The organism is Sphingomonas faeni (genome assembly GCF_023195535.1).
In the GTDB taxonomy this organism is placed as follows: Bacteria; Pseudomonadota; Alphaproteobacteria; order Sphingomonadales; family Sphingomonadaceae; genus Sphingomonas; species Sphingomonas faeni_B.
Genome location: NZ_JALPNF010000005.1, coordinates 223,951 through 248,533, shown reverse-complemented (window position 1 = coordinate 248,533; position 24,583 = coordinate 223,951). Strand labels below are relative to the sequence as shown.

Below are 24,583 nucleotides of genomic sequence, written 5' to 3'. Positions count from 1 at the left end.
CCGTCGAGATACCACAAGGTTCGCGTATCTCTCAATCGTGGCAGAGATGAATGAGCGCCTGAATTTGGGAGGCGGGCAACAACCGGCCGGCAAACGACGACCGTTTCTTTGATCCGCGGTGTAATGTCGGATGGACCGATGACGTCGGATGGACGGATGACGTCGAAGGCGCCGTGCTGCTGGCGAACGTGCTGACGGTCGCAAGTGCCGGAGAAACCCTTCGTTTAAACTTTCGCCGCTAAGCAGACGTCATGCCGACGTTCTCTTCAGCGCCCACGACGGCACGGTCCGATCACCGCCAGAATGCCTTGGCTGGCGCCGTGCGGGGTTGTCGCCGCCACCTGCTGTTCGCGGCGCTGTTCTCGGGGCTGGTCAACATCCTTTACCTCGTGCCGTCGATTTTCATGCTGCAGGTCTATGACCGCGTCGTGCCGACGCGCGGTGGCGCGACGCTGTTGCTGCTGACGTTGATCCTGGTGCTCGCGCTGGTCGTGTTCGCGATCCTCGATGCGGTCCGAATGCGGTTGCTGTTACGCGCGAGCATGCGGCTCGAGCGTCGGGCGGCGCCCGGCATATTGCTGCGGATTCTCGGCACTGACGGCGCGACGATCGGGCAGCGCAGCCAGGCTATGCGCGATTTCGATACGGTGCGGGGTACGCTGACCGGGCCCACGATCATCGCGCTGTTCGATGCGCCCTGGGCACCGATCTATATCGGCATCGCGTTTCTGCTTCACCCTTGGATCGGCGTGCTGGCGCTGCTCAGCGCGCTGCTGCTCGGCGGGATCGCGATCCTCAGCGACAAAGTGACCGCCGGTGCTGCCCGCGACACGCACGCGCGCGCCGTGCTGGCGGCGCGCGAACAGGACGTGTCGATTCACGGATCGGAAGTCGCCCGCGTCATGGGGATGCGCAATGCGCTGATCACCCGGCACCTGCTGGAGCGCGCCGAACTCGTCCGCCGCCAGTCCGCACTTGCCGGTACATCGGGGCAGTTTCTCGCGGTCACCAAGTTCCTGCGCCTTTTGCTCCAATCGCTCGCGCTGGCGCTCGGGGCTCTGCTGGCGATCCGGCAGGATATTTCGGGCGGTGCGATCTTCGCTGCCTCGCTGTTGCTCGGGCGTGCGCTGCAGCCTGTCGAACAGATCCTCGGCGCGATGAAGCCGCTCGCCGCTGCGCGCAACGCGTACCGCGATCTCGATGCGTTCTGTGCGATGCCGGGGCCGTCGATCGATGCGACGACGCTCCCCGCGCCGATCGGTCGGATCGACGTCCGCGGCGTTACCGTGCGCGCGGAAGGCAGCGACCGTGCGCTGCTGACGGACATCAGTTTCGCGGTCGCGCCGGGCGAGATCGTCGCGCTGGTCGGTCCGAGCGGTGCGGGCAAGTCGACCTTGCTGCGCGTGCTGTCGGGGGCGCTGTCGCCGGATACGGGCGAGGTCCGGATCGACGGTGCGAACCTGTCGGACTGGAACCGCGAGCAACTTGGCCGCCACGTCGGCTATATGCCGCAATCGCCGTCGCTGTTCCCGACTTCGGTCCACACCAACATCTCGCGGTTCCAGTCGGTATTGGCGGGCGAGAGCGAACAGCTTGACGCGGCGGTGGTAGAGGCGGCGCAGGTGGCGGGCGCACATGAGGTGATCCTCGGCCTGCCGCAGGGCTATGCGACGATGCTCGGCATGGCGGACGGATCGGGGCTGTCGGCCGGGCAGAACCAGTCGGTCGCGTTGGCGCGCGCGTTGTTCGGCACGCCGACGATCCTGTTCCTCGACGAGCCCAATGCGCATCTCGACAGCGATGGCGAAGCGCGGCTGGTGACGACGCTGGCAGCACTGCGCGCGCGCGGGGCGACCGTGATCGTGTCGACGCATCGGACCGGGCTGCTTCAGGTGGTCGACAAGATCATGGTGCTGCGTGGTGGCACGGTCCAGCTGTTCGACGAACGGGCGAAGGTGGTGCGTCCTGCCAACGTCGCGCCCGCGGCTGCGACCGGAGGCGCACGATGATTCCCGCCGAACTGGCCAGCCCGGTACCCGCCGCGGGCGGCGCAAGCCTTGCCGATCGCCTGCGCCTCGATGATTCTCCGCGTCATGCAATTCTCATCGGTGGACTGGTCGCGATCCTGTTCTTCGTGGTCGGGCTCGGCTGGGCGGCGTTCGCGCGGCTCGATGCAGCGGCAGCGGGTGAGGGGCAGGTGGTCGTCGCCGGCAATCGCCAGACCGTCCAGCACCGTGAGGGCGGGATCGTCGCGGCGATGGCGGTCCGCGACGGCCAGCACGTCCGCGCCGGGGAAATCCTGTTTCGGCTCGAAGGCGCGGAAGTCACCGCGAGCGAGCGCGCGCTCGCCGCCAGTGTCATCGACCTCCAGGCGCAACGCGCGCGGCTCGAAGCGGACGTCCGCGGCGGCGCGATCGTCTGGCCCGCCGAGTTTGCGTCCGCGCAGGGAGATGATCTGCGCCTCATCGAGCGGGCGAAGTCGCTCCAGATCGCACAACGCACGGCGCGTTCGGCAGCGCTCGCCGCCAACGGTGCGGTGTTCCGCCAGCAGGCGGCGACCGTCGCGCAACAGACGGCCGGCTTCAACGCACAGGCTCAGGCAACCGCCCGCCAGCGCGCATCGCTCCGCCAACAGCTCGAGAGCACACGTGCACTTGCCGACCAGGGCTATGTCTCGCGCAATACCGTGCGGGCGATCGAGCGCTCGATCCAGCAGCTCGAGGGGACCGATGCGGACTATGTCTCGCGCTCGGCGGCGGCACGCGAGCAGATCGGCCAGACGCAGGCGGAGGGTGTCCAGACTCGCCGCAAATATGTCGAGGACAGCGCGACGCTGCTCCGCGACACGCAGTTCCAGTTGAACGAGGTGATACCCAAATTCGCCGCCGCGCGCGAACAGCTGGCGCGCACGATCATCCGTGCGCCGGTGACGGGCCGTGTGGTTGGCCTGCGCGTCTTCTCCGTGGGGGGCGTGATTCAGCCGGGTCAGGCGATCCTCGACATCGTCCCCGACGCCGCGCCTTTGGTGGTCCGCGCGAACTTCTCGCCAGGCGACATCGACGGCGTGTTCGCTGGTCGCGAAGCCGAGGTGAAGTTCCTGTCGCTGCACGAACGCGACCTGCCGATCCTGCTCGGTACGGTCCGGACAGTGTCCGCGGATTCGCTCCGTGACGAGCAGACCGGCCACAGCTATTTCAGCGCCGAGATCACCGTGCCGCGCGACCAGATCGCCAAGATCGAGGCGGTGCGCGGCCGCGATACCGGAATCCGCGCGGGCGTGCCGGTCACCGTCCTCGTCAAGCTGCGCTCGCGTACCGCCCTCGATTATCTCCTCGATCCGTTGACCGAGGCTTTTTCACGGTCTCTTCATGAACGCTGATATTCTTCGCCTCGCTGCTGCGGTGGTGCTGTCGCCGACCGCCGCAGCGGTTGCGCAGACGGCCCCGGAAGCGCAGTCCGCGGCGCCCGAAACGCTGGGTCAGGCGATTGCCGACGCCTACCGCAGCAATCCGTCGCTGGAGGGGCAACGCGCGCAGCTTCGCGCGCTGGACGAGCAGATCGTCCAGGCGGGGGCGGCGTATAGACTGACCGCGGGCGTCACCATGACGCTGCAATACCAGTCGCAGGACCAGCGCGGTGTGCTCGGCGATTTCGATACGGCGCGGGGCCGCACGGTCGGCGCATCGCTGACCGCCTCGCAGATCCTGCTCAACGGCGGGCGCACTGCGGCGCAGGTGTCCGCAGCGGAGGCGACCGTGCTGGCGGGACGCGAACGGCTGCGCGAAGCGGAAAACGCGATCCTGCTCGAAGTCGTCGATGCGTTCGTGTCGGTGCGGCGCGACCAGGCACTGGTGGCGATCCAGCAGCGCTCGCTCGACTCCTACGGACGGCAGGTCACGCAGGCGATCGCGCGTGAACGCGGTGGCGACCTGACCCGTACCGACATCGCGCAGGCACAGGCCCAACGCGAGATCATCCGCGCGCAACTGGCGCAGGCGACCGTTAACCTTCAGGCGAGCCGGGGGCGGTTCGCGGCCGTGGTCGGGCGTAATCCGGGCACGTTGCTCGTGCCGCCGACGCTGCCCGGCCTGCCGCACTCGCTCGATGCGGCATTCGCGGTGGTCGAGAAGGAGAGCCCGAGCCTGTGGCAGGCGATCCTGGCGACCAAGGCGGGCGACGCGAGGATCGCTGCACAACGCGCCGAGCGCGCGCCGATCGTCGCGCTGTCGGGCAGCTATGGCTATGCGAGTCCGTATTCTTATCGCCTGCGCGATGCCGGGGCGCAGGCGACCGGCGGGGTCACGCTGACGATGCCGCTGCTGACCGGCGGCGTGATCGGATCGCGCGTCCGCGCCGCAGTCGCCGAACGCCAGCAGCTCGGGTTCGAGGTCGAGACGGCGCGGCGTGCCGCACTTGCCAACGCACAGAACGCCTGGAACCAGGCGGTCGCCGGCGGCGAGCAGATGGCGGCGGGTCGCCTCGCGACCGAGGCGGCGGAGTCGGCGCTAACCGGCGTCCAGCGTGGCTTCGCCGAGGGGTTTCGCTCCAATTTCGAGGTGCTGGATTCGGAGCAGCGGCTGCTGACCGCGCAACTCGTCTTCGTCAACGCGACATACGGCGCCTATGCGGCGGAAGCGCGCCTGCTCGCGACGCTTGGACGCCTTGAAGCGGCAGCGATCGACCACGCTGTGCCGAGCTATGATCCTGCGCAGAACACGCAGCGCGTGCGGGCAAGGACGTTCGGGCCGTTCGATCCGGTCCTCGCACCGATCGACCGCGCGCAGGTTCCGAGTGCCGCGGCCCGACCTGCACCGCAGCTTGCGCCCGCGACCGACGCCAGGATCAGGCCGGCGCTGTTACAGGCGTTGCCCGGACCGGTCGGCACGGCCTTGCCGATCGAAAGCCCGCCGGTGCTGGCCGGACCAGCGGCGAGCGACCTGACCGATATGGTGGTGACCGGCGGGACCTGAGCTGGCGGTCATGTCGCCAAGCCAACGCACCTACCGCGCGATCAACGACTCGTAGAGATCGGCATAGGCGCCGATGATCGTGTCGTGATCATAATCGCGCCGTACGCGCTCGCGCATCGTCTCGCCCATGGCCGATCGCATCGCCGGATCGCCGGCGATCGCCAGGATCCCCGCGGCCGTCGCGGCCGGATTGACCAGCGGCGTGATGATACCGCCATGCCCCGCGTCCGCGCCGCCGCGCCCTTCGATCATCTCGCGGCAGCTGCCGACATCGGGTGCCACCACCGGGATTCCGCACGCGCCGCCCTCCAGGATCACCAGCGGCTGCGCTTCCGACAGGCTGGTGAGCACGAGCAGGTCGATCTTGGCCATCCAGTCCTCGATCCGCACGCGCCCGGCAAAGCGGAAGACCGACGACAATTCCAGGTCCTCGACCAGTCGCGTGCATTCGACGGCATATTCGGGATCCTCGTCCTCGGGGCCGAGCACGACGAAGCGGATGTCGGGACGTTCGGCATGTGCGATCGCGGCGGCGCGAATGAACGTCTTGACGTCCTTGATAGGGACCACCCGGCCAAGCAGCGCGACCAGCGGATGCGCTATATCGCGCTGGTCCGGCAGGGCCGCGAAACGCTTCGAATCGATGCCGTTCGGAATCACGCGGACGCGGTCGGCGGTTGCCCCCAGCCGGCGCTGGACCGCCGTATTCTCGCCGTACAATGCGACGATCGGATCGCAGCTGTCGTAGCAGGCGGTGGCATAGCTGGTGAACGCGCGCACCCACAGGTCGCGCAGGTCGCGGACGCTGCGTTCCAGTTCCAGCCCGGTGTCGACCTGGTCGCCGATCCAGTCCGCCATCATCACTTCGATCTGACGTTCAAGCAGGTAGATTCCGTGCTCGGTGATGAACGCCGGGCGCCCGGTCTGGCGCGCGGCGCGGGCGGCGAGCAGGCCGGCGAAACCGGTCGAGATCGTGTGGTACGCTTTCGCCCGCGGCAACGGCGTTGTCAGGACTGCGAGCAGCCCGCCGAGCAGCACCCGCATCGCCCAGAAATAATGATGGAACGACGCCTTGGGCAACATCGCCTGGTAATGGCGCTTGAGCCGCGCAAACACTGCGGGATGCGACAGGATATCGCCGGGCGCGAGCGGCCGGGCGTTGCGGCCGATCATGTCGATCAGCGTCGCAAGCCGGTCCGCGCCACCGATCGCGACGAACGCGACGAGTGCGTCGGCGATCGGCACCGCGATCCGGTCGGGAATCGCGCGCGGTATGGCAGGCTCGGGGGCCAAGCCGATCTCGACCACCGCGACGACGTTCGGCGGCGGCGTAAGCTGGAACGGGAGGAGTCCGGCGCCCGGCTTGATCGCGGCAATCACGAACCGGACGTCGGGCAGGTGGGTGATCAGATCCTGCAACCAGCCGGATACGCCGCCAATCACATAGGGATAGGCGCCCTCGACGATCAGGCAGATGTCGGCGTCGGGGATGTCCGGCGACACCGGGCGGGACCGTTCGGGCAGTGCCGAAGGCTGGATCATGCCGCCGCTCCCGTCAGCCACCAGGCGGCCAGCGTCGTCGCACCGCGATGTGTCGGTTCCATTGCAGCATCGTTCCGCTGCGACGCAGCCTCGATCGCCGTCGCCATCCGGTCGATCGCCGTGTAATCGCCTGCGGCCCACAGTGCTTCCATCAGCAACGCATCGCGCGTTCCAGAGCGAGGATCGTCCGTCCTGAAGGGGACTGCGGCCACCATCGTCGCAACCGCGTCCTCGCGAAGGTGGAGACGCTGCGAATCGGACAACAGCACATCCGAGCGGGCATGGTCCCCGAGGAGCCTGGCCAGTTCCGTCGCGGCGTCCGGGTCGGTGCCATCGGCAATCCGCGCCGACAGCCGCGCGCGTGCCAGCACCAGGTTCTCCGCGACCCGCGCCGATGCCGCTGCCGCCAGTGCACGGATCGTCTGGTCGCCATCGGTCAATGCCAGCGCGATGAGCGGCGACAGAGCCGGCTCGAACGATCGCACCACGGTTTCCAGCGCACGCCGCCGCTCGGCCACCGCACCGTGACGCATGATCGTAACCAGTGAACTCAGCGTATCCGGCGTCGCATGATGAACCCGCCCGTCGAGCATCCGAGCCACCGCCAGGCGCGCGCCACGCTGCGCGGAACGCCCGGCGACCGGACCGAACATCTCGTCGTCGCTGCGCAGCCGGCTGAGTCGAGACGGGCCTTCGAACAGCACCGCGACGAGCAGCCCCGGTGGCCCCAACACGCCGAGCATCGCCGCCGCAAAGTTGGTCGCCGCACCGCTGCGAAGCCACAGGGTAAACCCAAGCACGCTGAACACGACATGCGCCGCAAGCCCCCACCCGGCCGCAATGTCGGACATCCAGCATGCCGTCAGCACCAGCGTCTCGAGAACCGAAAGCGCGACGAGACGCCGCGTCATGCGACCAGCCCGGCGGATCTCACCGGTCGCTGCGTCACGTGCGCCCTATCGGCCAGCAGCGGCGTCAACCACGTGACGATCTCGGCGAGTTCGGCGGTACGGCTGGCGTTCAACGTGTCGAACGGCAATGCGTGGAGGACCAGGCAACCAACGACTTCGCCGGTCTTGCGATCGGGCAACGCGATCGCGGCGACGCCGATACCGTCGAGCACCTGCCGGTCGCTGCGCCTGGCGACGTGCAATATCCCGGGTTGGCGTTGCGCCCGCTCCATCAGCGCCGCCGGCAGCGTGTCGCGGCGCCCTGCGGTGACCGGCCCGCGGATCCACGCGCGTGCTTCGTTGCCGGTAACCCGGTAGCAGGTGAAGTCTGGAGTCCGCGCGGCGAGGGCGATCAGTTCGCCGATCGCGGCACGTCGTGCGGTCGGGTCCTGCGAACACAGCCGCGTTGCCGTATCGATCGCATGGCCCACGGTATGCGCTTCGGTCGCGATCTGAACCTGCAACTGGCGGTTGGTCTGCGACAATGTGGCGAACGCTTCGGTCAGGCGAGCCAGGTTGCGTGTCGCGACACGACCGCGCTTTTCCAGCCGATCGTGCCGTCCGGTCCGCGCGATCGTCACTTCTCCGATCACGCCGGCGACGACGAACCACATCAGCGGCTGCAGCGACAGGTGAAACAGATGGTCGAGGTAATCGCGCTCGCCCGGGTCGTCGTGAACATGCGTGAGCCACAGTGCCGATGCGATGGCGGCGGCGAGGACACCGGGGCCGGTGCCATAGGCGAGCGACAGGGTCAGCACCGGCAGCCAATACGGGTTGGGCTGGACGCGCGCGAAGCCGGTTCCGCCCGTCAGCCACAAGTCGAGCGCGATTAGCGCGGCAAAGGCGATCGCCATCTCCGCGGCAAGGCACGCGCGGCGGCGCCACCGGGTCCGCCACTTGGGCGCATGGTCGTCGTGCGTCACTGCGTATTCCCAAGGCTGCGCGTCAGCAGCGCCCGTGCGTAAAGCTGGCGGCCCGCAAAACCGGGACGTGCTATCGAGGTGATGCCGCCGCTGCCCTCGACCCGCCACGCGACCGCGATCGGGGCCGCGATGCCAAGGCTGGCGGTTGGGCCGTCGCCGCCGAACCGGTCGACGGTCCAGCCGGCCAGCGCGGTCATCTGCACCGTGCCGAGCGCACCGCTGACCAGCCCCTGGACGGTATGGTTCTCCCGCGTGGCGAGCGGAATGAGGGCGAGCTCGCCAACGCCCATCTGCATCCGCTGGACATATTCCGCCTCGAACCGATAGGTCAGGCCGAGTGCGGGAAACTGGCGTCGGATCAGGTAATCCAGCCCTCCGTTCGCGACGATGGTGTCGCTAGCGCCGCGGCTGCCGGCAAGTCCGTAACGGTTCGCGCCGACATCCGCCTGCGCGGCCAGCCCCGGTGTCAGGCGATAGGTGACGCCGATCAACGCGCGCGAGAGATACCCGCCAGCCAGGACCTGCGCCGGGGTCGAGTAGTCCGGCATGTGCCGGGTCAGCGTCACGCGGAACTGTGCGTCGGCGGACCCTGCGACGGCCTTCGCACCGCCCCCGGTAACGCCGTTGTCGAGCGCGGCCGAGGCGAGCAGCTGCACGCGGACCGCGCCGTCGAACGCCGCTGCCAGCGAGGCATCGACCACGGTGTCGCCTGTTCGCACGGTCTGTACGTCCGTGCCGACACGACTGGCGACATGGCGGAGGCCACCACCGACGACGAGGGTGTCGGCGACCGCCGCGTCGATTCGCGCGGCGAACTCGGCCTGCGACAGGTCGCTGCCGTCGCGCGCGGTGAGGCCGATGCTTGCCGTTCCTGGTGCGGCGGCGATCGCACGTCGTGCGGTCAGGTCGTCCGCCGCGAGCGCACGGTAATCGCGTGCCGCCCCGCGCACGTCGCCATCGGCAAGTCGCGTGTCGGCGAGCATCCGGGCGGCACGCCGGTCGGTAGGATAGCGTTTCGCCAAGGCCGTTGCTGCGCGCCGTGCTTGCCCCGAATATCCGGCTGCGGCGTCAGCCTCGATTGCGGTCAGCGCGGCATCGGACGCGATGTCATCCACGTTTTCGGCGAGCGCGTCGTTCGAAGCCGGCGGTGAGAAGGTGAGCGCGACGGCCGGGCCCGCCTGCCGCCACGTCATCGTCCAGCCGGTGGCGGGACGCAGCACGAGGCTGTCGTCGTTCCAGCGCAGATCGCCGATCGCATCGCCCGCGGCGTCACGGAACGCGGCGATGCGGTCGGGCGTCACCGGCCTGTCGAACCGCGCGACCAGTTCTCCGTCGCGCTCGTCGATGCGGACGACGGCATCGTCGGGCCAGGCGAGCACGGCCTCGGGTACGACGATCCTGGTGTCTGCGAAGACGGTGCGGGGAACGGTCAGCGCCGGCGCGTCCGTCAGGTAGAGGAGCAGCGCGATCATTGCGCCAATACCGTTCGCGCACGTCCGGCCTGGCCCTGCGCGATCAGCAGGCGCGCGTGCAGCGCGGCGAGCGACCGATCGCGCGGCGTTTCGGCGCGCAGCGTCTCGACCAGTGCGACGGCTTCGGTCCGGCGACCGAGCTTTTCGAGTATGTCCACACGGATCTTGCTGTCCGCGGGCGTCTGGGCGAGCGCGCGGTCCAGCCATGGGCGTGCCGCACGGTCTCCCCCGATCCGTGCCTGCACGTCGGCCATCAGCCGCAGCGCGGGCAGATCGGTCGGTGCCGTCTCCAGATACTCGTCGAGCCATTTGGCGGCGCCCTTCGCATCGCCCGCGTTCCACGCCGTCCAGGCAAGGTCGAGCTGATCGCGTGGCGCGGCGATCCCCGACGCGACGCGACGTTTCGCGATCGCCGCCGCTTGTGCCGGTTCGATCCTGGCGGGGGCCGCAGCGGACAGCGCCCCGACCTGCGCCGGATCGAGCGCGCGACCGTCCAGCATCGATGTCAGCACCGCGCGACCGGCGGCATCATTGCCAGCCGTGCGGGCCAGCGACAGCCGCATCAGCATCACGTCGGTCTGGCTCGCGAGCGGATGCCGCGACAGGAACGCTAGCGCCTCGCCCGGCCGGTCGCGCTCGGCATAACGCGCCAGCCACGCGTGTTGCTGGGTCGCGTTGCCCCGCAGGCTCTGCTGTTTCAGCCAGGCGAGATCGTCGGATTCCGGCCGCGGACCCATCAAGTACAGCGCGCGCTGTGCCACCGGCGCGGTCGGTGGCTGCCCGGCCGCCGCCCGCCGTAGCACTGCCATGGCATCGGCACGGAAACCCGCCGCGAGAAGCCGTTCCGCCGCCCGCTCGGGTTGCGCGCCCGCCGCGGCCGCGCGCGCCAGCAACTCTGTCCGAAGACCCTCGCGGTCGCCTGCCGCAGTAAGGATCGCCTCGCGCGCCGCCGGACGCTGCTCGACAGGCAAATCGTCGACGGCCCTCAAGCCCGCTGCGCTATCCTTCGCGCGTGCCGCGACCCGGATCGCCAGCCAGGGATCCACCGCACGCCAGTTCGCGGTCGTCGCCTTGTCGAGCAGCGCGATCTGGTCATTGCGGCCAGCTTTGTCGGCGCGCCTGGCCAGATCTAGCGCCAGCGCGGCATCGGGCGGCGGCACGACGTGGTTCGCCGCGGCCACGATCACGAGGTCGGGCCGATCGATCGCATAGGCGGCGGCGATGATATCCGCAGCCGGCACCGATCTCCGCGTCTGCACCGCCTGCGCGACGAGCGTCGATGCATCCGCGGTCCGCCCGGTTTGGCGAAGAAGATCGACACGTAACCGCCACGTCGCCGCAGCTTGGCCATCGGGCCGTGCCGCAAGATAGTCGAGAGCCACGGCCGGCCGCTTCGCGGCGACCAGATCATGGGCGACCTGCAACGTCGAGACCGCCTGCCCCTCGGCGATCAGCTGCGTGGTCAGCGCGGCGAGCGTCGCTGCATCGGTGGTCGCGATCTGCGCCGCGATCGCCGGATGCGCGGGTGGCAGCACCGGCGGCGATACCGGCGCCATGGGCATCGAACTGCTCGCCACCGGCACAGGCTGTGCGCGACGCTCGGCGTGAAGGATCTCGCGGTCGTTCGGCAACAGCATCGGCCCGCCCGCGAGAAGACCGAGTCCGGCGAGGGCAGGCAGGACGATCGCGAGCCGTCCGCGTCGACGGTCGATCCTCACCCGGCTGGTTCCGGTCTCAGTCGGTCGAGCGCCAGCGTCGCGACATAGGGGCTGAACCCCGCCGCGCGTTCGCGCGCATACAGCCCGGCAACCTGCTTCGTATCGGCCGGATCCCAGTAATCGAGCGTCGTCAGCGTCAGCGCCGGGTTTCGCGCCTGAGCCGCGCGCAGGCGACCGGCTTGCCACGCCCAGTCCGAATCGCTGAGCAATTCATACCGTTTGGTGGTGAAGTTCCACCGCGACGCCATCGCCTCGCCGAGCAGGTAATCGATCTTCGGCGCGACCTCGGGCAGCAATGCGTATCCACGGTTGAGCATGATGCGGATCTTCGGGAAGCGCGCCCGTACGGCGGCGATCAGCGATACGCCTGCCGCTACCATGCCCGTATTGGCCGCCGGATCCTGCCGTTCCATCGCTTCGGCGTTATCGATCGTATCGATGAAGATTCCGTCATAGCCGAGCGCCAGGATCGCTGGGACGAGCCGGTCGAGCACTGCCGCGCGCCACGCCGGATGACGCAGGTCGGCGAGCCGCGCGTCGGGCCAGTTGGGATTGGCGGCCCTGAGCGCGCCGGCCTTTTCGAGCTCGGCGAAATACGGCCGGCTGCGCTCGACTTCCCCGAAGCTGACATAGCCGAGCAGAATGCTGCCGCGGCCGCGCAGTGGTGCGATCGGGCGGGCGTGATGCGGCTCCAGCACGAGCAGCGCGCACGCCCTCGCCAAGACGGGATCGGTCGTTGCGCCGTAATCGACACCCCAACGCAGCGCCGTGTTCGCGCGCGGCTTGGCGGCGGCATCCGACCGCGACCGGACGCCGAGCGTCAGGGCCGTTGCACCCAGCGCCAGCACCCGCTGGAGGATCGTCCGGCGCCGCATATCCGTCATTCCCGTCACAACAGACGCCCTCCATGCCCCACCACCGAGGGATTGTTGCCGACGAACAGCAGATAGGTGAGGTTGACCGTGGCTTCGGCGACCAGCGCCATGCCGACCGACGCACCGACCACCGCGCCGGCCATATAGCCCCACCCGAACGCGGCAAACCCCGCATCCCATTGCAGCAGCGTCGCGACGCCGCTGCCGATCGCGAAGGTGGTCCAGGTCAGCAGGACCCGCCCGAACAGGTCGTAATAGGCCAGCACGACGGTCGTCGCGATCACCACGAGGTGGAAGACGGTGCCGAGCGAGGTCTGGCGGAACGCGAAGATCGCCCGAGCGTCCGCGCCTATCAGTTCGAACAGCGGTACCGCAAAGACCCAGGCGAGCGCCGCGACGAGCGCCTGCACGAGCAGCATGATCCGCAGCCCGTCGAACAACGTCCGCACGAGGTCGCCGCGCGCTTCCTCGATCCGTTGCAGAGTCGACGTGCCGGTACACCGGACGATCATGTCGCCGAACGCGCGATCGAACCGCGTCTCGGTGACGATCAGCAACAGCGTCAGGCCGGGCACCATCGTCAGCAGCCCGAGAAAGCTGCCCTGGTCGTTGATCGGATTGAGCCGCAACAGGCCGATCGCGCGGATGCTGTCGGGACCGGTCCACAACAGCCATTTGTCGATCCAGATCGCGGCGACCCCGGCAACGCCTGCTGCAGCGACGATCCACGCAAGCCGGGGCGCCATTGCATCACGTGTCGGTAAGACGGGCGGGGCGGAGAAGTGTCGACGGATCACCACCATGATCGCGGCCAGCGTCAGGCCGATACCGCCGGCGATGACCGCGAGCAACGTGACGACGTCGGGCTTCGGCAAGATCCACAATGTCAGCGTCGAACAGCCGATGCCGAGCAGATAGGCGAGGGGGATGGCGCGGTAACGGCGCAGCGCGGTGAGCAGGGGCGCGGCGATCCAGACCTGTGTGAGCCAGGCGAGGATCAGGGTCGCGAGCGCGGCTTCACCAAGCGGAAGCCCGGCGAGGTATCCGAACACGGTGGCGCCGACGGCCAGCGCGATCGCGCCGCCCACGGCGAGTGCGACCAGCATGATCCCCGACACGCCGCCCGCATCGCGTGCGAAGATCCGATCCGCCACCATCCGCGTCGCGAGGACGCCCACCGGCGCGGCCGCCAGTGCGGACAGGCTGAACGCATAGACCAGGATCGTCTGGACGGTCCGCGCGCCGCGCGCACCGAGATGCGCGCCCGACCAGTGGTTGAGCATCGCCATCGCGACCGCGGTGATCAGCCACGGCCCGGCGCTGATCACCGTACCGAACGCAGCGGCGCCGACGATCCCGCCGACGCCGCCCTCACGCGCGGTTTTCGCCAATTGGAAGCCTATGCCCGCCATAACACTGCCGGCCTATGCCGCGGACTACATGAAGAAATCGTTCGCACTCAGGACATGATGGCCGGTCAGTGCGATCGAGAAATCGGCACCCGAACCGCTGTCGGTGTTGCCCTCGACGACCGTGAATTCCTTCCCGCCGATCATCTGGTAGCTGTAGCGTAGCTGCCCCGGTGCGGTGAACTTTCCGGTCGTGCCGATGAAGCTGAACGCCTGATCGCCGCGTGCGAACAGCGAACTGTTCGCATCGATCATCGACAGGTCGATCTTGTCCTGCCCGACGATGAAGTCGGTGATGACGTCGCGCGACGACGACGCCAGGCTGTCGCCCTTCACCTCGAAGCGGAAGATGTCCGCGCCGGCGCCGCCGGTCATAGTGTCCATGTCGTCGCCGCCGACCAGGATGTCGTTGCCGTCCCCGCCATTGAGCACGTCCTTGCCGTTGCCACCGATCAACGTGTCGTTACCCGCACCGCCGTTGAGCGTGTCGTTGCCAAGCCCGCCGGTCAGCTTGTCGTTGCCGCCGAGCCCGTTGAGCACGTCGTTGCCCCAGCCGCCGTCGAGCACGTCCTGCTCGCCCGTGCCGTTGATCGTCTCGGAGAACATCGTGCCCGTCTTGGTGATGCCGATCACGTCGGTGACGCCGATCGTCAGCGTCTGCGTGTCGATCGCGCCGCGCGCGTCGGTCGCGACCACGGTGACGCCGTAGATATTGTCACGGTTGGCATCGGTCGGCGCTTCGTAATCGGGCGCGGTGACGAACTTGAGCACGCCGGTGGTCGCGTCGATCGTGAAGTTCGCGCCGTCGCTGCCCGCACCGATCGAATATTTGATCGAATCGCCCCAGACGATGTTCGCGTCGGTCGCGGTGATCGTGGTCAGCGCGGTGCCGTTCTCGGCGATCGTCAGCGCGCCGGTCGTGCCGCCGCCGAACGAGGTCAGCACCGGATCGACATTGGCCTGGTGGCCGATCTTGACGTCGTGCACGCCGATCGCGCCGAGATCGATCGTCAGGATCTCGCCGATCTGGCTGGCGATCGTGCCGCCGCTCAGCGTCGTCCAGTCGGTACCCGGTGCCTTGAGATCGACGGTGACCTTGCCTTCGCCCTCGACCGTGAACGCCAGGTCGCGGCCATCGCCGCTCAGCGTCGTCAGCGTCGCGCGCATCGGCAGCGCAGTGATGTGCGTCACGTCGTCGGCGACCGCGCCCATCGTGATCGCATAGGTGCCGCCCGCCTTGGGCAGGAACACCGTGTCCGCGTCATAGGCGTACCAGTTGGCGACACCTTTAATCACCTGGCCGCTGCTCTGGCCATCGACGTCGAGCGAAAAGGTGCCAGTGGTCGCGCCGACCGTCGCGGTGATCGTGTTGCCGACCACGCTGGACGTGATCGTCGCGTTCTGGAACGCGCTGACCCGGCCCGCCAGATCGGCGAGCGTCACGAACTCGACGCCGGCGGCGGCGGCCTGCGCGATGAAGGTCGTGAACATCTGCTTGGTATACAGGCTGGTCGCGCCGTCGGCGGCCCACATCGTCGGGCCGTAGTCGTGCCACGGCCACACGATCACGGGCGCGTCGGCATTGGCGGTCAGCGCGCCGAATTCCTTCGCCCAGATCGCGCTTGCCTCGGCGACGGTCTTCTTCTGGAACTCGATCAGCGAGAAGTCGAACGACGTGTTCGGCGCGATATACACCTTGTCGTCGGTCGCGTTCTGCGGCGTCATATAGCCGAGTGCGTTGGGATACCCCGCGCCGACGCCCGAATAGCCGCCGCTGAGATACGTCACGTATTTCAGGATTTCCTGGCTCGTCGCGATCTGCTCGGGTGCGCCTGGTACCGCAGCGCCACCGACCGTCACGGTCTTGCCGAGATACGCGCTCAGCTGCTTTTCGAGTTCCGCCCGCGACTGGCCGAACTCGAACGCGATCTGCGCGTCGGTCAGCAGGTTGGTGTCCTCGGGGTGCGTGTAGCTGTGCGAGCCGACTTCGTTGCCGGCATCGAGCAGCGCCTTGTAGACCGGCAGCGAGACCGCCCAGTCGGTCGCCTGGCCATTCGCCGCGTCGTTGCCGATGTTGACGTAATAGCTGCCGACGAAATTATAGTTGGTCTTCCATTCGGTCAGGATCGGCATCAGCTTGTCGTAGATGCCGGGCGCGGTGCCGGCCGGATTGACCTCGTCGGTCTGCTGGCTCTGGTCCATGTCGACGCGCGACGCGAACAGCCCGGTCTGGCGGGTCATCTGCAACCCGACCGACAGGCCGTTGCCGTGCACCGAATAATCGATCGCCTTCTGCAGCAGATTGTCGTCGGCCATCACCGCTTCGCTCGAGAACAGCACGTTGCGCCCGCCGGTCTGCGTCGCGATCGCGGCGGCATAGGTCTGGCCGTTGACGGTTTCGGTCGCGATCGTCGTGCCGGTGCCGCTGACGCTGGTGAACGCATTCCAGCCGATGCCGGTATATTGGCGGATGACCTGGCCGTCGGTGTAGCCGTCGAGCACGAGGTTCGATGCGTCGCTCGCCTTGACGGTGACGTCGGCGGGGAAGCCGCCGGTCACGCGCGTCGCGTCGAACAACAGCTTCATCCGCGAGTAGGAATCGCCCGCGAGCGCCGCATTGTCGGCACCGTTGGTCATGAACTCGCCGGCTGCGACCAGGCCGATGCCGAACTGCTTGGTCGCCTGCTCCAGCGTCTGTGCGATCAGGTCGGCCTTGCCGGCCTCGACGTTGCGGAACGACGGGAAGACGATCGTGTCGTATTTCGCGAGCGTCGCCAGATTGGTCAGGTCGCCCTCGGTCAGGATGTCGAACGGCACGCCGGCCTGCATCGCCTGGCTCTGCGCGGCCATGAACAGCTGCGAATAGGCGGTCTTGCTGAAATAGGCGTTGGCGGTCGAATCGGACCAGACGATCGCGATCCGCTGCGCGGGGTCGGCGACCACGCCGGTGTCGTTGAAGACGGTGAAGGCGGGGGCCGAGTAATTGCCCGGCAGGAACGCGGTGTCGTTGACGTCGTAGATCGTGTCGATCGCCTGCGGATTGCCGATCGCCGCCTTGGGCACCTTGAACTCGACGGTGGTGCGATCCGCCGACCACGCCGCCTGCAGGCCGCTGGCGATCAGCGTCTCCCCCGCCGCACCGCTGTACAGCGAGACGGTACCGTCGGCGGCGAAGTTCACGTTGTATTCCGCGCCCCCCGCAAACCCGAACACCTGGTAGCCGGTGGTCGCGTTGCGATCGGTGTTGAGCCACGCGGTGGTGTTCGCGCCGATCGCGGTGGGGGCGGTCATCGCGAACGCGAAGTCGGCGCCGTCGCTGCGCGCATAGATCGCGTACCCGTCGCCAAGGCCGCGGTCGATCCGGTCACCGGCGGCCCATTCGTTCAGGTTGCCGTCAAGCATTACCGGTGTTGCGTTCGCCATCATTCGTCCCCGTTTCCGCCCTGGGCTTCATGAGGGCGCTAAGGCTGCCCTTTCACGAAGCACGGCCGCTCCGTAGCGAATATAACCGCCCCTTCGAACAGCTTAGATGCCGGGTTTGCAGCCGACTTGTATCAACGCGGCACGGGATGGCTGTGACGATACCGGTAGCCATGGCGGGCTTTTCGCGGAGGCCGAATTGGAGGAACGGTCGTCGTCGGGACGATGCCGGGGGTAAAGCAATGCGAGCGCCATGAACGAGTGACCGAAGCTGGCGAGCAGCGAACGCGCTTGGAGCGTCCGCGAGTGGGTCACATCGCACATCACGCTACCGGCTGTGTCTCGATGGCTGCATGTCAGTTCGGCCGATCCGCGCGCGTTCGAGCCACCAGAGCAACCCGGCGACGATGAGCCAGCCGATGAACCACGGCCAGGATGGTCCGCGGCTGTCCGCGGCGTTCCTCACGCGCGCACCACTGTCGTCGCCAGCCAGGCGCAGTGTCGCGTCGCGTCGATCGATCGCGCGGACGCCGGGCACCGCGTCGGCGGGATAGACGTAGAAGGGGCGTGCCGCCGTGCCTGAGACGCGATGCCAGCCGGCAATGGTCGGCCAATAGCCTGCGCATCCGGCCGCGCCGGTCGCGGGATCGACCAGTGCCCGGCCTGCGACGCCCTGGGGATCGGTAACGACGATCGAGCCTGCGCCGCAGATCGTCGTGCGCTGGCTCGCGAACGCGGGCGTTTCGATCTGCGCCACCGGACCGGTCTGGCGACGCGCGACGTTGGAGGCGAGGTCGCTCCAGAGTTCGGCCTGGAGGTCGCCGTGACCGCTGGTGACCAGCGCGAAGCTGTCCTGGAGGCTGATCAGCGCGACCTTCCCGCGTCCGCTCGCGCGCGATGCCGCGACGACCGTGCCGCCGATGTCGCGAAGGACCGGTGTGCCGCCCACGATCGTCACCGCCTGTCGCGTGAGCACCGGCACCGTGTCGCGCGCGCCGGCCATCGAGGCGGGGGCGTCCTGCGTCCCCGGACCGCGGCGGGCGGCGAGCGCTTCGTCATTGGGCGCGCTGGCACGCAACGTCACCGGCGCAACGTCGGCCGTACCGCGTGCGGTCAGCCCGAGAACCTGCCAGCCGCGTGGTACCGGCCCGGTTATCCGCACGATCAGCCCCATGCCGCCCCGTACTGCCGCCGCGACCGCCTGCCGCCCGCCTGCGCCGAGCCCGTCCCAGGCGCGATCGTCGAGGATCATCGCATCGATCTTCGCGAGCGCCGCTATCGACAGGTCGGGCGGCGTGTCGGCGAGCGAGGCGCCACCACCCACGCCAACCCGGACCTGTGGCGCCAGCGCCGCATCGGTCGCCCAGCGGCGAAGATATTTCACTTCCGGGCCCGGCGCGCCGGCCAGGATCAGCACGCGCGATCGCGGCGACGCGGCGATCCAGACCGGGACCGCGGCCTCCTCGACCAGCGTGCGGGACGGGTCGCGCAGACGCAGGGTGAAGAGCGCCGTTCCCGCAGCCCGTACGGTACCGGAAAGCGCGATCTCGCCGCTCGGCCCGATCGGTTGCGTGTCGACGATCCGCGATGCCGGATCGAGCAGCTCGGCCGTCCCGCCGCCTAGCGCTCCGGCGCGGCCCGTCACCGCGAACCGTGCGCCGGCCGCGACCGATGCGGGCGGTCGCAGCGCGATCAGGCCGCGTGGCTCGCCTGTCGGTTCGAAGCGCAGCATGCGTCCTGCGGTCTCTTGCCGATCGCGCGGTTCAAGGCCGGAACCGACGATCCGCAACACGCCGACCTCGGGATATCGCCGGAGCGCGGTGCCGAGATCGGGCAGCCGCTCGGCACCCGCCACGCCCGATGCCTCGGGCAATGCGATCAGCCGCTCGTCCGCTCCGGTCGCGATGAGACGGGGCGCCTTGGCCGTCGCTATGACGAGCGTGCCGGTCGTCTTGCCGGCCATCGCGGGGGGGAACAGCGTACAGTAGAGCAACCCGCCAGCGATCGGCTGCAGCGCCAGCAACGCAGCCAGTCGCCAGCGTCGTGCGCGTGACGATGCGGGGGCACGGCGTTGCCAGAGGAAAAGCCGTATCCAGCCAAGCAGGACCGCGAGCGTCAGGATGGCGGTAACGCTTTGTGCGAGGGTCATGGCAGCGCGTCCAGATACCGGCGGCCGATCGCGTCGCCGGCGTGGCGGCGAGTCAGGCCGGGCGCCGGCCTCGGCAGCGCGCTCCACAACGTGCCGCGCAGTTTCTCGCGACAGGCGGCGCAGGCCGGATCGCGACGCAGCGTATCGATCGCGGCGGCCAGCGCGAGCGGATCGGGCACGCGCGCTTGGTTGGCGCGGAGCCAGCGCGCCAACGCGTCGAGCCCCCCCGCGTCGTTGCGCGCGTCGAGTGCGGCCCAGATCGCGGAGGCCGTCGCGTCGACCGGGGCCGCCGCGGTCGACGCGAGCCCGCGCGCGGCCATGTCGGCGCGGTCTCCCGTCAGCCTGCGCGCGAGATCGACCGGGGGCAGCTGCGATCCGGTGCGTGCGAGGAAGATACGGGTCGCCTGCTGGACCTGCTTGATGAAGCGCAGCGCCTTGTACGCGAACGGCAGCGCACGTCTGGGTTCGCTGAGGCGGAGCGCGGTCTCGGACTGGCGCATGTTGTCGAGCGCTTGTCGCAACGTCGCCCGCGTACCGGGATCGAGCAGCGTCGCAGCTTCGGATTCGTCATGCGTGTGGCCGTAGGTTTCGACGATCGCGCTGTCCTGGCCGAACTGCGGCGCTGCCGTGGGGGGCTCGCCCGCATGCTGGTCTGCGGTCGGGGCAGTGCCGTCTTCCGCGTCGCTGGTGGGCATCGCGGCGGTCGCGCCACCGCCGACCTCCTCGCCCATGAACTGGCCATAGCGCATGCGTAACAGGCGCTGGTCGTCGGCGATCGTGTTCGAGCGCGCGAGGAAGCGGTCGGGCGCTGGGCGTGGACGCTCGGCGAGCAACGCCTCGGCATCGATGATGACTTGTCGTTGGCTGCTGAAATAGGCCGGCATCGTGCGGCGGGTCATCGCTTCGAGCCCACTCTCGGCACCGCTGGCGGGCGGACGGCGGAGGATCACGCCGGGGCCGACGACGCGGTGCGGCGAAGGCATGCGGGCGTCGGCGACGGTGAGCTGTGCAACCAGATCGCCGGGTTCGGTGAAGCCGGCTCCGCCAAGCGCGATGGTCGTGGCGAAGATGCGGCGGCGCGGGTCGCCGGTGGCACGAACCGGCACGATGCGCTCGCTGAAGCGGACATTCTCGCCCTCGCCCTGCGCAACGACGATGCGGAGCGACGCGACCGGTTGCACGCCGTAATCGTCCGATGCCTCGAATGTCAGCGACCAGCTGCGCTGACCTGGCGACATCTGGACGAGCGTCTCGGCGGGCGAGACGAGGCGGATGCGCGGCGGCTGGTCGACGACCATGTCGATGCGGTGGAGCGGCGGTACGGGTTGGCCACCCTGCGCGACCACGCGGTAGAGGAACGCCCGGTCCGCGATGCGGGTGGCTGTCCATGTCGCGCTGGACCGTGTGAGCGGGGTCCGTGTCCCGTCGAGGACGACGAGCGACGCAGCAACCGGATCGGGCGTGAACGCGAGCGTCCATTCGAGCCGCGACCCCGCCGGTACGCGCGCGTCGAGCGTGCCGAGCGCGCGCGCGGGAAGGCCGGTATAGGCGGGCGGGACGATCGTCAGGCGCTGTGCCCTCAGCGCGGGAATGCCGGGTCTCGCCGCGCCCTCATTGGCCGGCGACAGCGGACCGCCGGGCGTGTTTCGGTCGGGCCAGAGCGCGATCGCGGCGATCGCGGCGGCTGCGACGATCCACAGCGCGATCGCCATTCGGTGCGATCGGGCGCGATACAGGTCGGGCGCAGGTTCGGCGGCCAGCCTCGCCGCTACCCGGGCGCGTTGCAGGCGTTGAAACGACGTCAGCGCGGCCGGATCGGCGAAGAGCAGGTCGCTACTGTCCTCGGCGTCGCGTCGCGCGGCATCGATCGCGGCGATCAGCCAGCGGCGGTCGTAGCGGCGCGCGCGGCTACGGGCGATCAGGACGATCGCGATGGCGCCGAGCAACGCCAACCCGACGCTCGTCGCCGTGCCGGCCAGGCGCCAACCCAATGCCGCGATGACGAGCACGATCGGCGTGCCGAGCAGCAGGTCGTCGCGGATCGATCGCGTCCGTGCGGGCTTGGCCCACTCGGTCACCGGCGTCTCGAGGCTCATGGTGCGATCGCCCGCCTCGCGCGGGTCGCGAGCCAGCGCTCGACCAGCCACGCGGCGGCGATGGCGAGTGCGAACCAGGGTCGCAGATCGCGCGACTGGCTTGCCGGGGGCATCCCGCCGGGCAGTGGCCGGTACGCACTCGCCGCGACGCGCGCTGGTGGTGGCGCAGGCGCGAGCAGGTGCGCGAGGGTCTTCGGGAAGTCGGGCTCTATCAGCGCGGGCATCGCGATCGGGTCGAGCGATCGCAGCAGTCGCAGGACGTGGCCCTTGCCCTGCGCCCGCGCTTCGACCAGCGGCGCGCCGGTTTCGTCCTGCCATGCGGGGACGGTGGGGGCTGCCGCGATCACCGTATCGCTGCCGACGAGTGCGGTGCCGCCTTGCGCGATCCAGCGCTCGACGGTGGCGGGCAGGGGACCGCGTGCCAGCCAGATCAGCGCCGTTGTCCTCGGCGGAAGCGCGCGCCCAAGATCGCCGACGTCGATGGCGAGATCGAGCGCACCGGTTGCCGCCCGGATGTAGCGGGCGCCTGTCGTATGCGCGGTATCGGTGCGCAGGGCGACGCGAAGCGGTGACGGCACGGGTCTGCTCGCTGCCATCGCGCCGGGCACGACCTGCCAGCGGACCCGATGCGACACGCGCGGACGTTCGGCATCCGCGCCGTCGAGCGTCGTGGGGACGACGACGGTAAGCGGCGCCGCCGCCGCGGTCTGGGTGTCGAGTTGGCGGATCAGGCTGCCGATCGGAGCCGCGCCTTGCGGAGCGGGTGTGTCGATCGCGGGGAAGCCGGGTGCGAGCCATATCGCGCGCGCCTTCGCGTCGCGGGCCACGGTCGCCGGCGCGATGCCCGGGGCGACTGCAACTACGGGCGTCGCATCCTGCGTGTTCAGGAGCGCCGGTCTGGCGAGAAAGACTGCCAGCAGCACGAGCAACAGGATGCGGACCGCCAACAACGGCAGTTCGTCGAACTTCGGCCGGTGGCGCGGCCGTGGTTTCTGACGCAGCCAGCGCAGCGCGGCAAAGTCAGTCGGGCGTTGCTCCGTCCGGCGCGCCAAGTGGAGGACCAGCGGGAGCAGGACCGCACCGAGCGCGGCGAGGCCAAGCGGCAGCAGCAGCGTCGGTGTCATTCCCCGCCCGCCCGGTTGCCGGTGCGGCTGAACAACCGCTGCAACGGCGTGTCGAGCGGCTGGTCCAGGACGAGCTCGGCGTGGCGGACGCCGGCCGCATCGAGCGCGGCGTGGAGTCCCGCCTGGGCTGCGCCGAAGCGGTCGAGATAGTCGGTACGCAGGGCGGCACCGTCGCCGAGCAATTCCTCGCCCGTCTCGGGGTCGCGAAACCGGTAGCCGCCGTCATAGTCGAAATCGCGCTCGCCGACGGTCAGGATCTGGATCCCGATCACTTCGCGCCCCGCCGCCGACAGGCGACGTGCGAGATCGAGGCAGGCAGGATCGAACCAGTCCGACAGGATGACGACCAGATCGCGCTGCCCGATGCGTTCCCACAGCGGCGCCAACGCGGGTTCTTCGGGAAAGCCGCCGCTCGCCGCCAATCCGTGGAGGTCGAGGTGGAGGCGGTCGCGGTGTCGCGTGCCACTCGCCGGGCGGGTCAAGGCGAGACCCGTATCGCGTAACGCGGCGAACGCGAACCGGTCGCCTTGCGCCAACGCCAGTTCGGCCAGCGCTGCGGTCAGGCTCTTGCCCGCATCGAGTCGCGAGAAACTGGCGCGGCGCGTGTCGGATTGCGCCATCGACGCGCTAGCATCGAGCAGGATCCATAGTGCGACGGGGCTTTCCCGCTCGGCCTCGCGGACGAAGAACCGGTCCGACCGCGCGTAGAGTTTCCAGTCGATCTGGCGCGGTTCGTCGCCGAATTCATAGGGTCGGTATTGTGCGAATTCGAGGCCGGTGCCGCGGCTGTGGCTGGCATGCAGACCGATGCCGCGATCCCCCACCGCACGGCGGGCGACCAACGACAGCCCTTTCAACCTGTGCCGGACGTCGGCCGGTATGAGGACGGGCGGTATCAGCGTTTCAGGCACCCGGTCCTCTCACCGCGCCAACGAGCCGGGCAACGACCTGGTCCGGGCTGACACCCTCGGCCTCGGCGGCGAACGACAGGATCAGGCGGTGGCGCAACACCGGTGCGGCGAGCGCCAGGATGTCGTCGCGGGTTGCGGCCAGCCGCCCCTGGAGCAGCGCACGCGCCTTGGCGGCGAGCACCAGCGACTGGCCGGCGCGCGGCCCCGCACCCCAGCGGACATAAGTGCGGATCGCGTCCGGCATGCCCTCGCCCGGCCGGCTCGCACGGACGATCCGCGTGATCCAGTCGAGCAGGTCTTCGCTCAGATGCACGTCGCGCACCCAGCGGCGCAGCACCAGCACGTCCTGCGCGCCGAGCACGCGCGGCACCTTGGCGGTGCGGCTGCCGGTGGTCTGCGCGATGATCGCGCGCTCCTCCGCCTCGGTCGGATAGTCGACGCGGACGTGAAGCAGGAACCGGTCGAGCTGCGCCTCGGGCAGCGGATAGGTGCCGGCCTGCTCGATCGGGTTCTGCGTCGCCAGCACGAAGAACGGATCGGGCAGCGTGTAGGTGGTGCCGCCATAGCTGACGGTGCGCTCCTGCATCGCCTCCAGCAGCGCGGCCTGCGTCTTTGGCGGCGTGCGGTTGAGTTCGTCGGCGAGCAGCAAATTGGTGAAGATCGGCCCCTGCTGGAAGCGAAAATGGCGCTTGCCGGTGCCGTGATCCTCTTCGAGCAATTCGGTGCCGAGAATGTCGCTCGGCATCAGGTCGGGCGTGAACTGGACGCGGCGGAAATCGAGTTCCAGCGCCTCGCCGAGCGACCGCACCAGCAGCGTCTTGCCGAGACCGGGAACGCCTTCCATCAAACAGTGCCCGCCGGCGATCAGCGCGATCAGCAATTGTTCGACCACCGCCTCCTGACCGACAATCGCCTGGCCGATCGCAGCGCGAAGATCGTCGAGCTTGGCCAGTTGCGCGGCGATCTCGGTCTCGGTGATGTCGGTTGGAGCCATGTCGGTGCGGGTCATATCGGTCATCGG

General features: G+C 69.0%; 16 protein-coding genes. 3 read left to right on the top strand and 13 right to left on the bottom strand.

Going from position 1 to position 24,583, the window contains the following annotated elements; genetic code table 11:
• Positions 1-251 precede the first annotated feature (251 nt).
• The 3 genes from SPHN_RS12145 to SPHN_RS12135 are packed head-to-tail and all read left to right on the top strand — an operon-like array spanning position 252 to position 4,970.
• Entirely contained in the window at positions 252-2,009 is a 1,758-nt protein-coding gene (locus SPHN_RS12145) for a type I secretion system permease/ATPase (protein WP_248523653.1), read from the top strand.
• Positions 2,006-3,379, top strand: a complete 1,374-nt coding sequence (locus SPHN_RS12140) for an HlyD family type I secretion periplasmic adaptor subunit (RefSeq protein ID WP_248523651.1) — start codon at positions 2,006-2,008, stop codon at positions 3,377-3,379. Before SPHN_RS12145 ends, SPHN_RS12140 begins: the two co-directional genes overlap by 4 nt.
• On the top strand, positions 3,369-4,970 hold the full coding sequence (locus tag SPHN_RS12135) for a TolC family outer membrane protein (RefSeq protein ID WP_248523649.1): 1,602 nt from the start codon (positions 3,369-3,371) through the stop codon (positions 4,968-4,970). The genes SPHN_RS12140 and SPHN_RS12135 overlap by 11 nt, the downstream gene beginning before the upstream one ends.
• Before the next feature lie 30 nt (positions 4,971-5,000).
• On the opposite strand, the gene pelF is transcribed toward SPHN_RS12135, so the two are convergent.
• From pelF to SPHN_RS12070, 13 genes are all read right to left on the bottom strand, one after another.
• The gene (gene pelF / locus SPHN_RS12130; RefSeq protein WP_248523647.1) at positions 5,001-6,512 is read right to left on the bottom strand and encodes a GT4 family glycosyltransferase PelF; all 1,512 of its coding nucleotides are present in this window, start codon (positions 6,510-6,512) and stop codon (positions 5,001-5,003) included.
• Positions 6,509-7,423: a hypothetical protein gene (locus SPHN_RS12125; RefSeq protein WP_248523645.1), complete on the bottom strand. Its 915-nt coding sequence runs from the start codon at positions 7,421-7,423 to the stop codon at positions 6,509-6,511. Before SPHN_RS12125 ends, pelF begins: the two co-directional genes overlap by 4 nt.
• Positions 7,420-8,388: a hypothetical protein gene (locus SPHN_RS12120; protein ID WP_248523643.1), complete on the bottom strand. Its 969-nt coding sequence runs from the start codon at positions 8,386-8,388 to the stop codon at positions 7,420-7,422. Before SPHN_RS12120 ends, SPHN_RS12125 begins: the two co-directional genes overlap by 4 nt.
• Positions 8,385-9,860, bottom strand: a complete 1,476-nt coding sequence (locus SPHN_RS12115) for a hypothetical protein (protein WP_248523641.1) — start codon at positions 9,858-9,860, stop codon at positions 8,385-8,387. Before SPHN_RS12115 ends, SPHN_RS12120 begins: the two co-directional genes overlap by 4 nt.
• Entirely contained in the window at positions 9,857-11,578 is a 1,722-nt protein-coding gene (locus tag SPHN_RS12110) for a tetratricopeptide repeat protein (RefSeq protein WP_248523640.1), read from the bottom strand. Before SPHN_RS12110 ends, SPHN_RS12115 begins: the two co-directional genes overlap by 4 nt.
• Positions 11,575-12,453: an endo alpha-1,4 polygalactosaminidase gene (locus tag SPHN_RS12105; RefSeq protein WP_248523638.1), complete on the bottom strand. Its 879-nt coding sequence runs from the start codon at positions 12,451-12,453 to the stop codon at positions 11,575-11,577. The genes SPHN_RS12110 and SPHN_RS12105 overlap by 4 nt, the downstream gene beginning before the upstream one ends.
• Positions 12,454-12,467: 14 nt before the next feature.
• On the bottom strand, positions 12,468-13,865 hold the full coding sequence (gene pelG, locus SPHN_RS12100; RefSeq protein WP_282580548.1) for an exopolysaccharide Pel transporter PelG: 1,398 nt from the start codon (positions 13,863-13,865) through the stop codon (positions 12,468-12,470).
• Positions 13,866-13,889: 24 nt separating this feature from the next.
• On the bottom strand, positions 13,890-17,285 hold the full coding sequence (locus SPHN_RS12095; RefSeq protein ID WP_248523635.1) for a M10 family metallopeptidase C-terminal domain-containing protein: 3,396 nt from the start codon (positions 17,283-17,285) through the stop codon (positions 13,890-13,892).
• Between the two features lie 325 nt (positions 17,286-17,610).
• Positions 17,611-19,431, bottom strand: a complete 1,821-nt coding sequence (locus SPHN_RS12090; RefSeq protein ID WP_248523633.1) for a carboxypeptidase regulatory-like domain-containing protein — start codon at positions 19,429-19,431, stop codon at positions 17,611-17,613.
• Positions 19,428-21,527: a DUF4175 domain-containing protein gene (locus SPHN_RS12085; RefSeq protein ID WP_248523631.1), complete on the bottom strand. Its 2,100-nt coding sequence runs from the start codon at positions 21,525-21,527 to the stop codon at positions 19,428-19,430. Before SPHN_RS12085 ends, SPHN_RS12090 begins: the two co-directional genes overlap by 4 nt.
• A complete protein-coding gene (locus tag SPHN_RS12080) occupies positions 21,524-22,651 on the bottom strand; it encodes a BatA domain-containing protein (RefSeq protein ID WP_248523629.1) in 1,128 nt (375 codons plus the stop codon). The genes SPHN_RS12085 and SPHN_RS12080 overlap by 4 nt, the downstream gene beginning before the upstream one ends.
• Positions 22,648-23,562, bottom strand: a complete 915-nt coding sequence (locus SPHN_RS12075) for a DUF58 domain-containing protein (protein ID WP_248523627.1) — start codon at positions 23,560-23,562, stop codon at positions 22,648-22,650. The genes SPHN_RS12080 and SPHN_RS12075 overlap by 4 nt, the downstream gene beginning before the upstream one ends.
• A complete protein-coding gene (locus tag SPHN_RS12070; protein WP_432715087.1) occupies positions 23,555-24,571 on the bottom strand; it encodes an AAA family ATPase in 1,017 nt (338 codons plus the stop codon). Before SPHN_RS12070 ends, SPHN_RS12075 begins: the two co-directional genes overlap by 8 nt.
• Between the last annotated feature and the right edge of the window lie 12 nt (positions 24,572-24,583).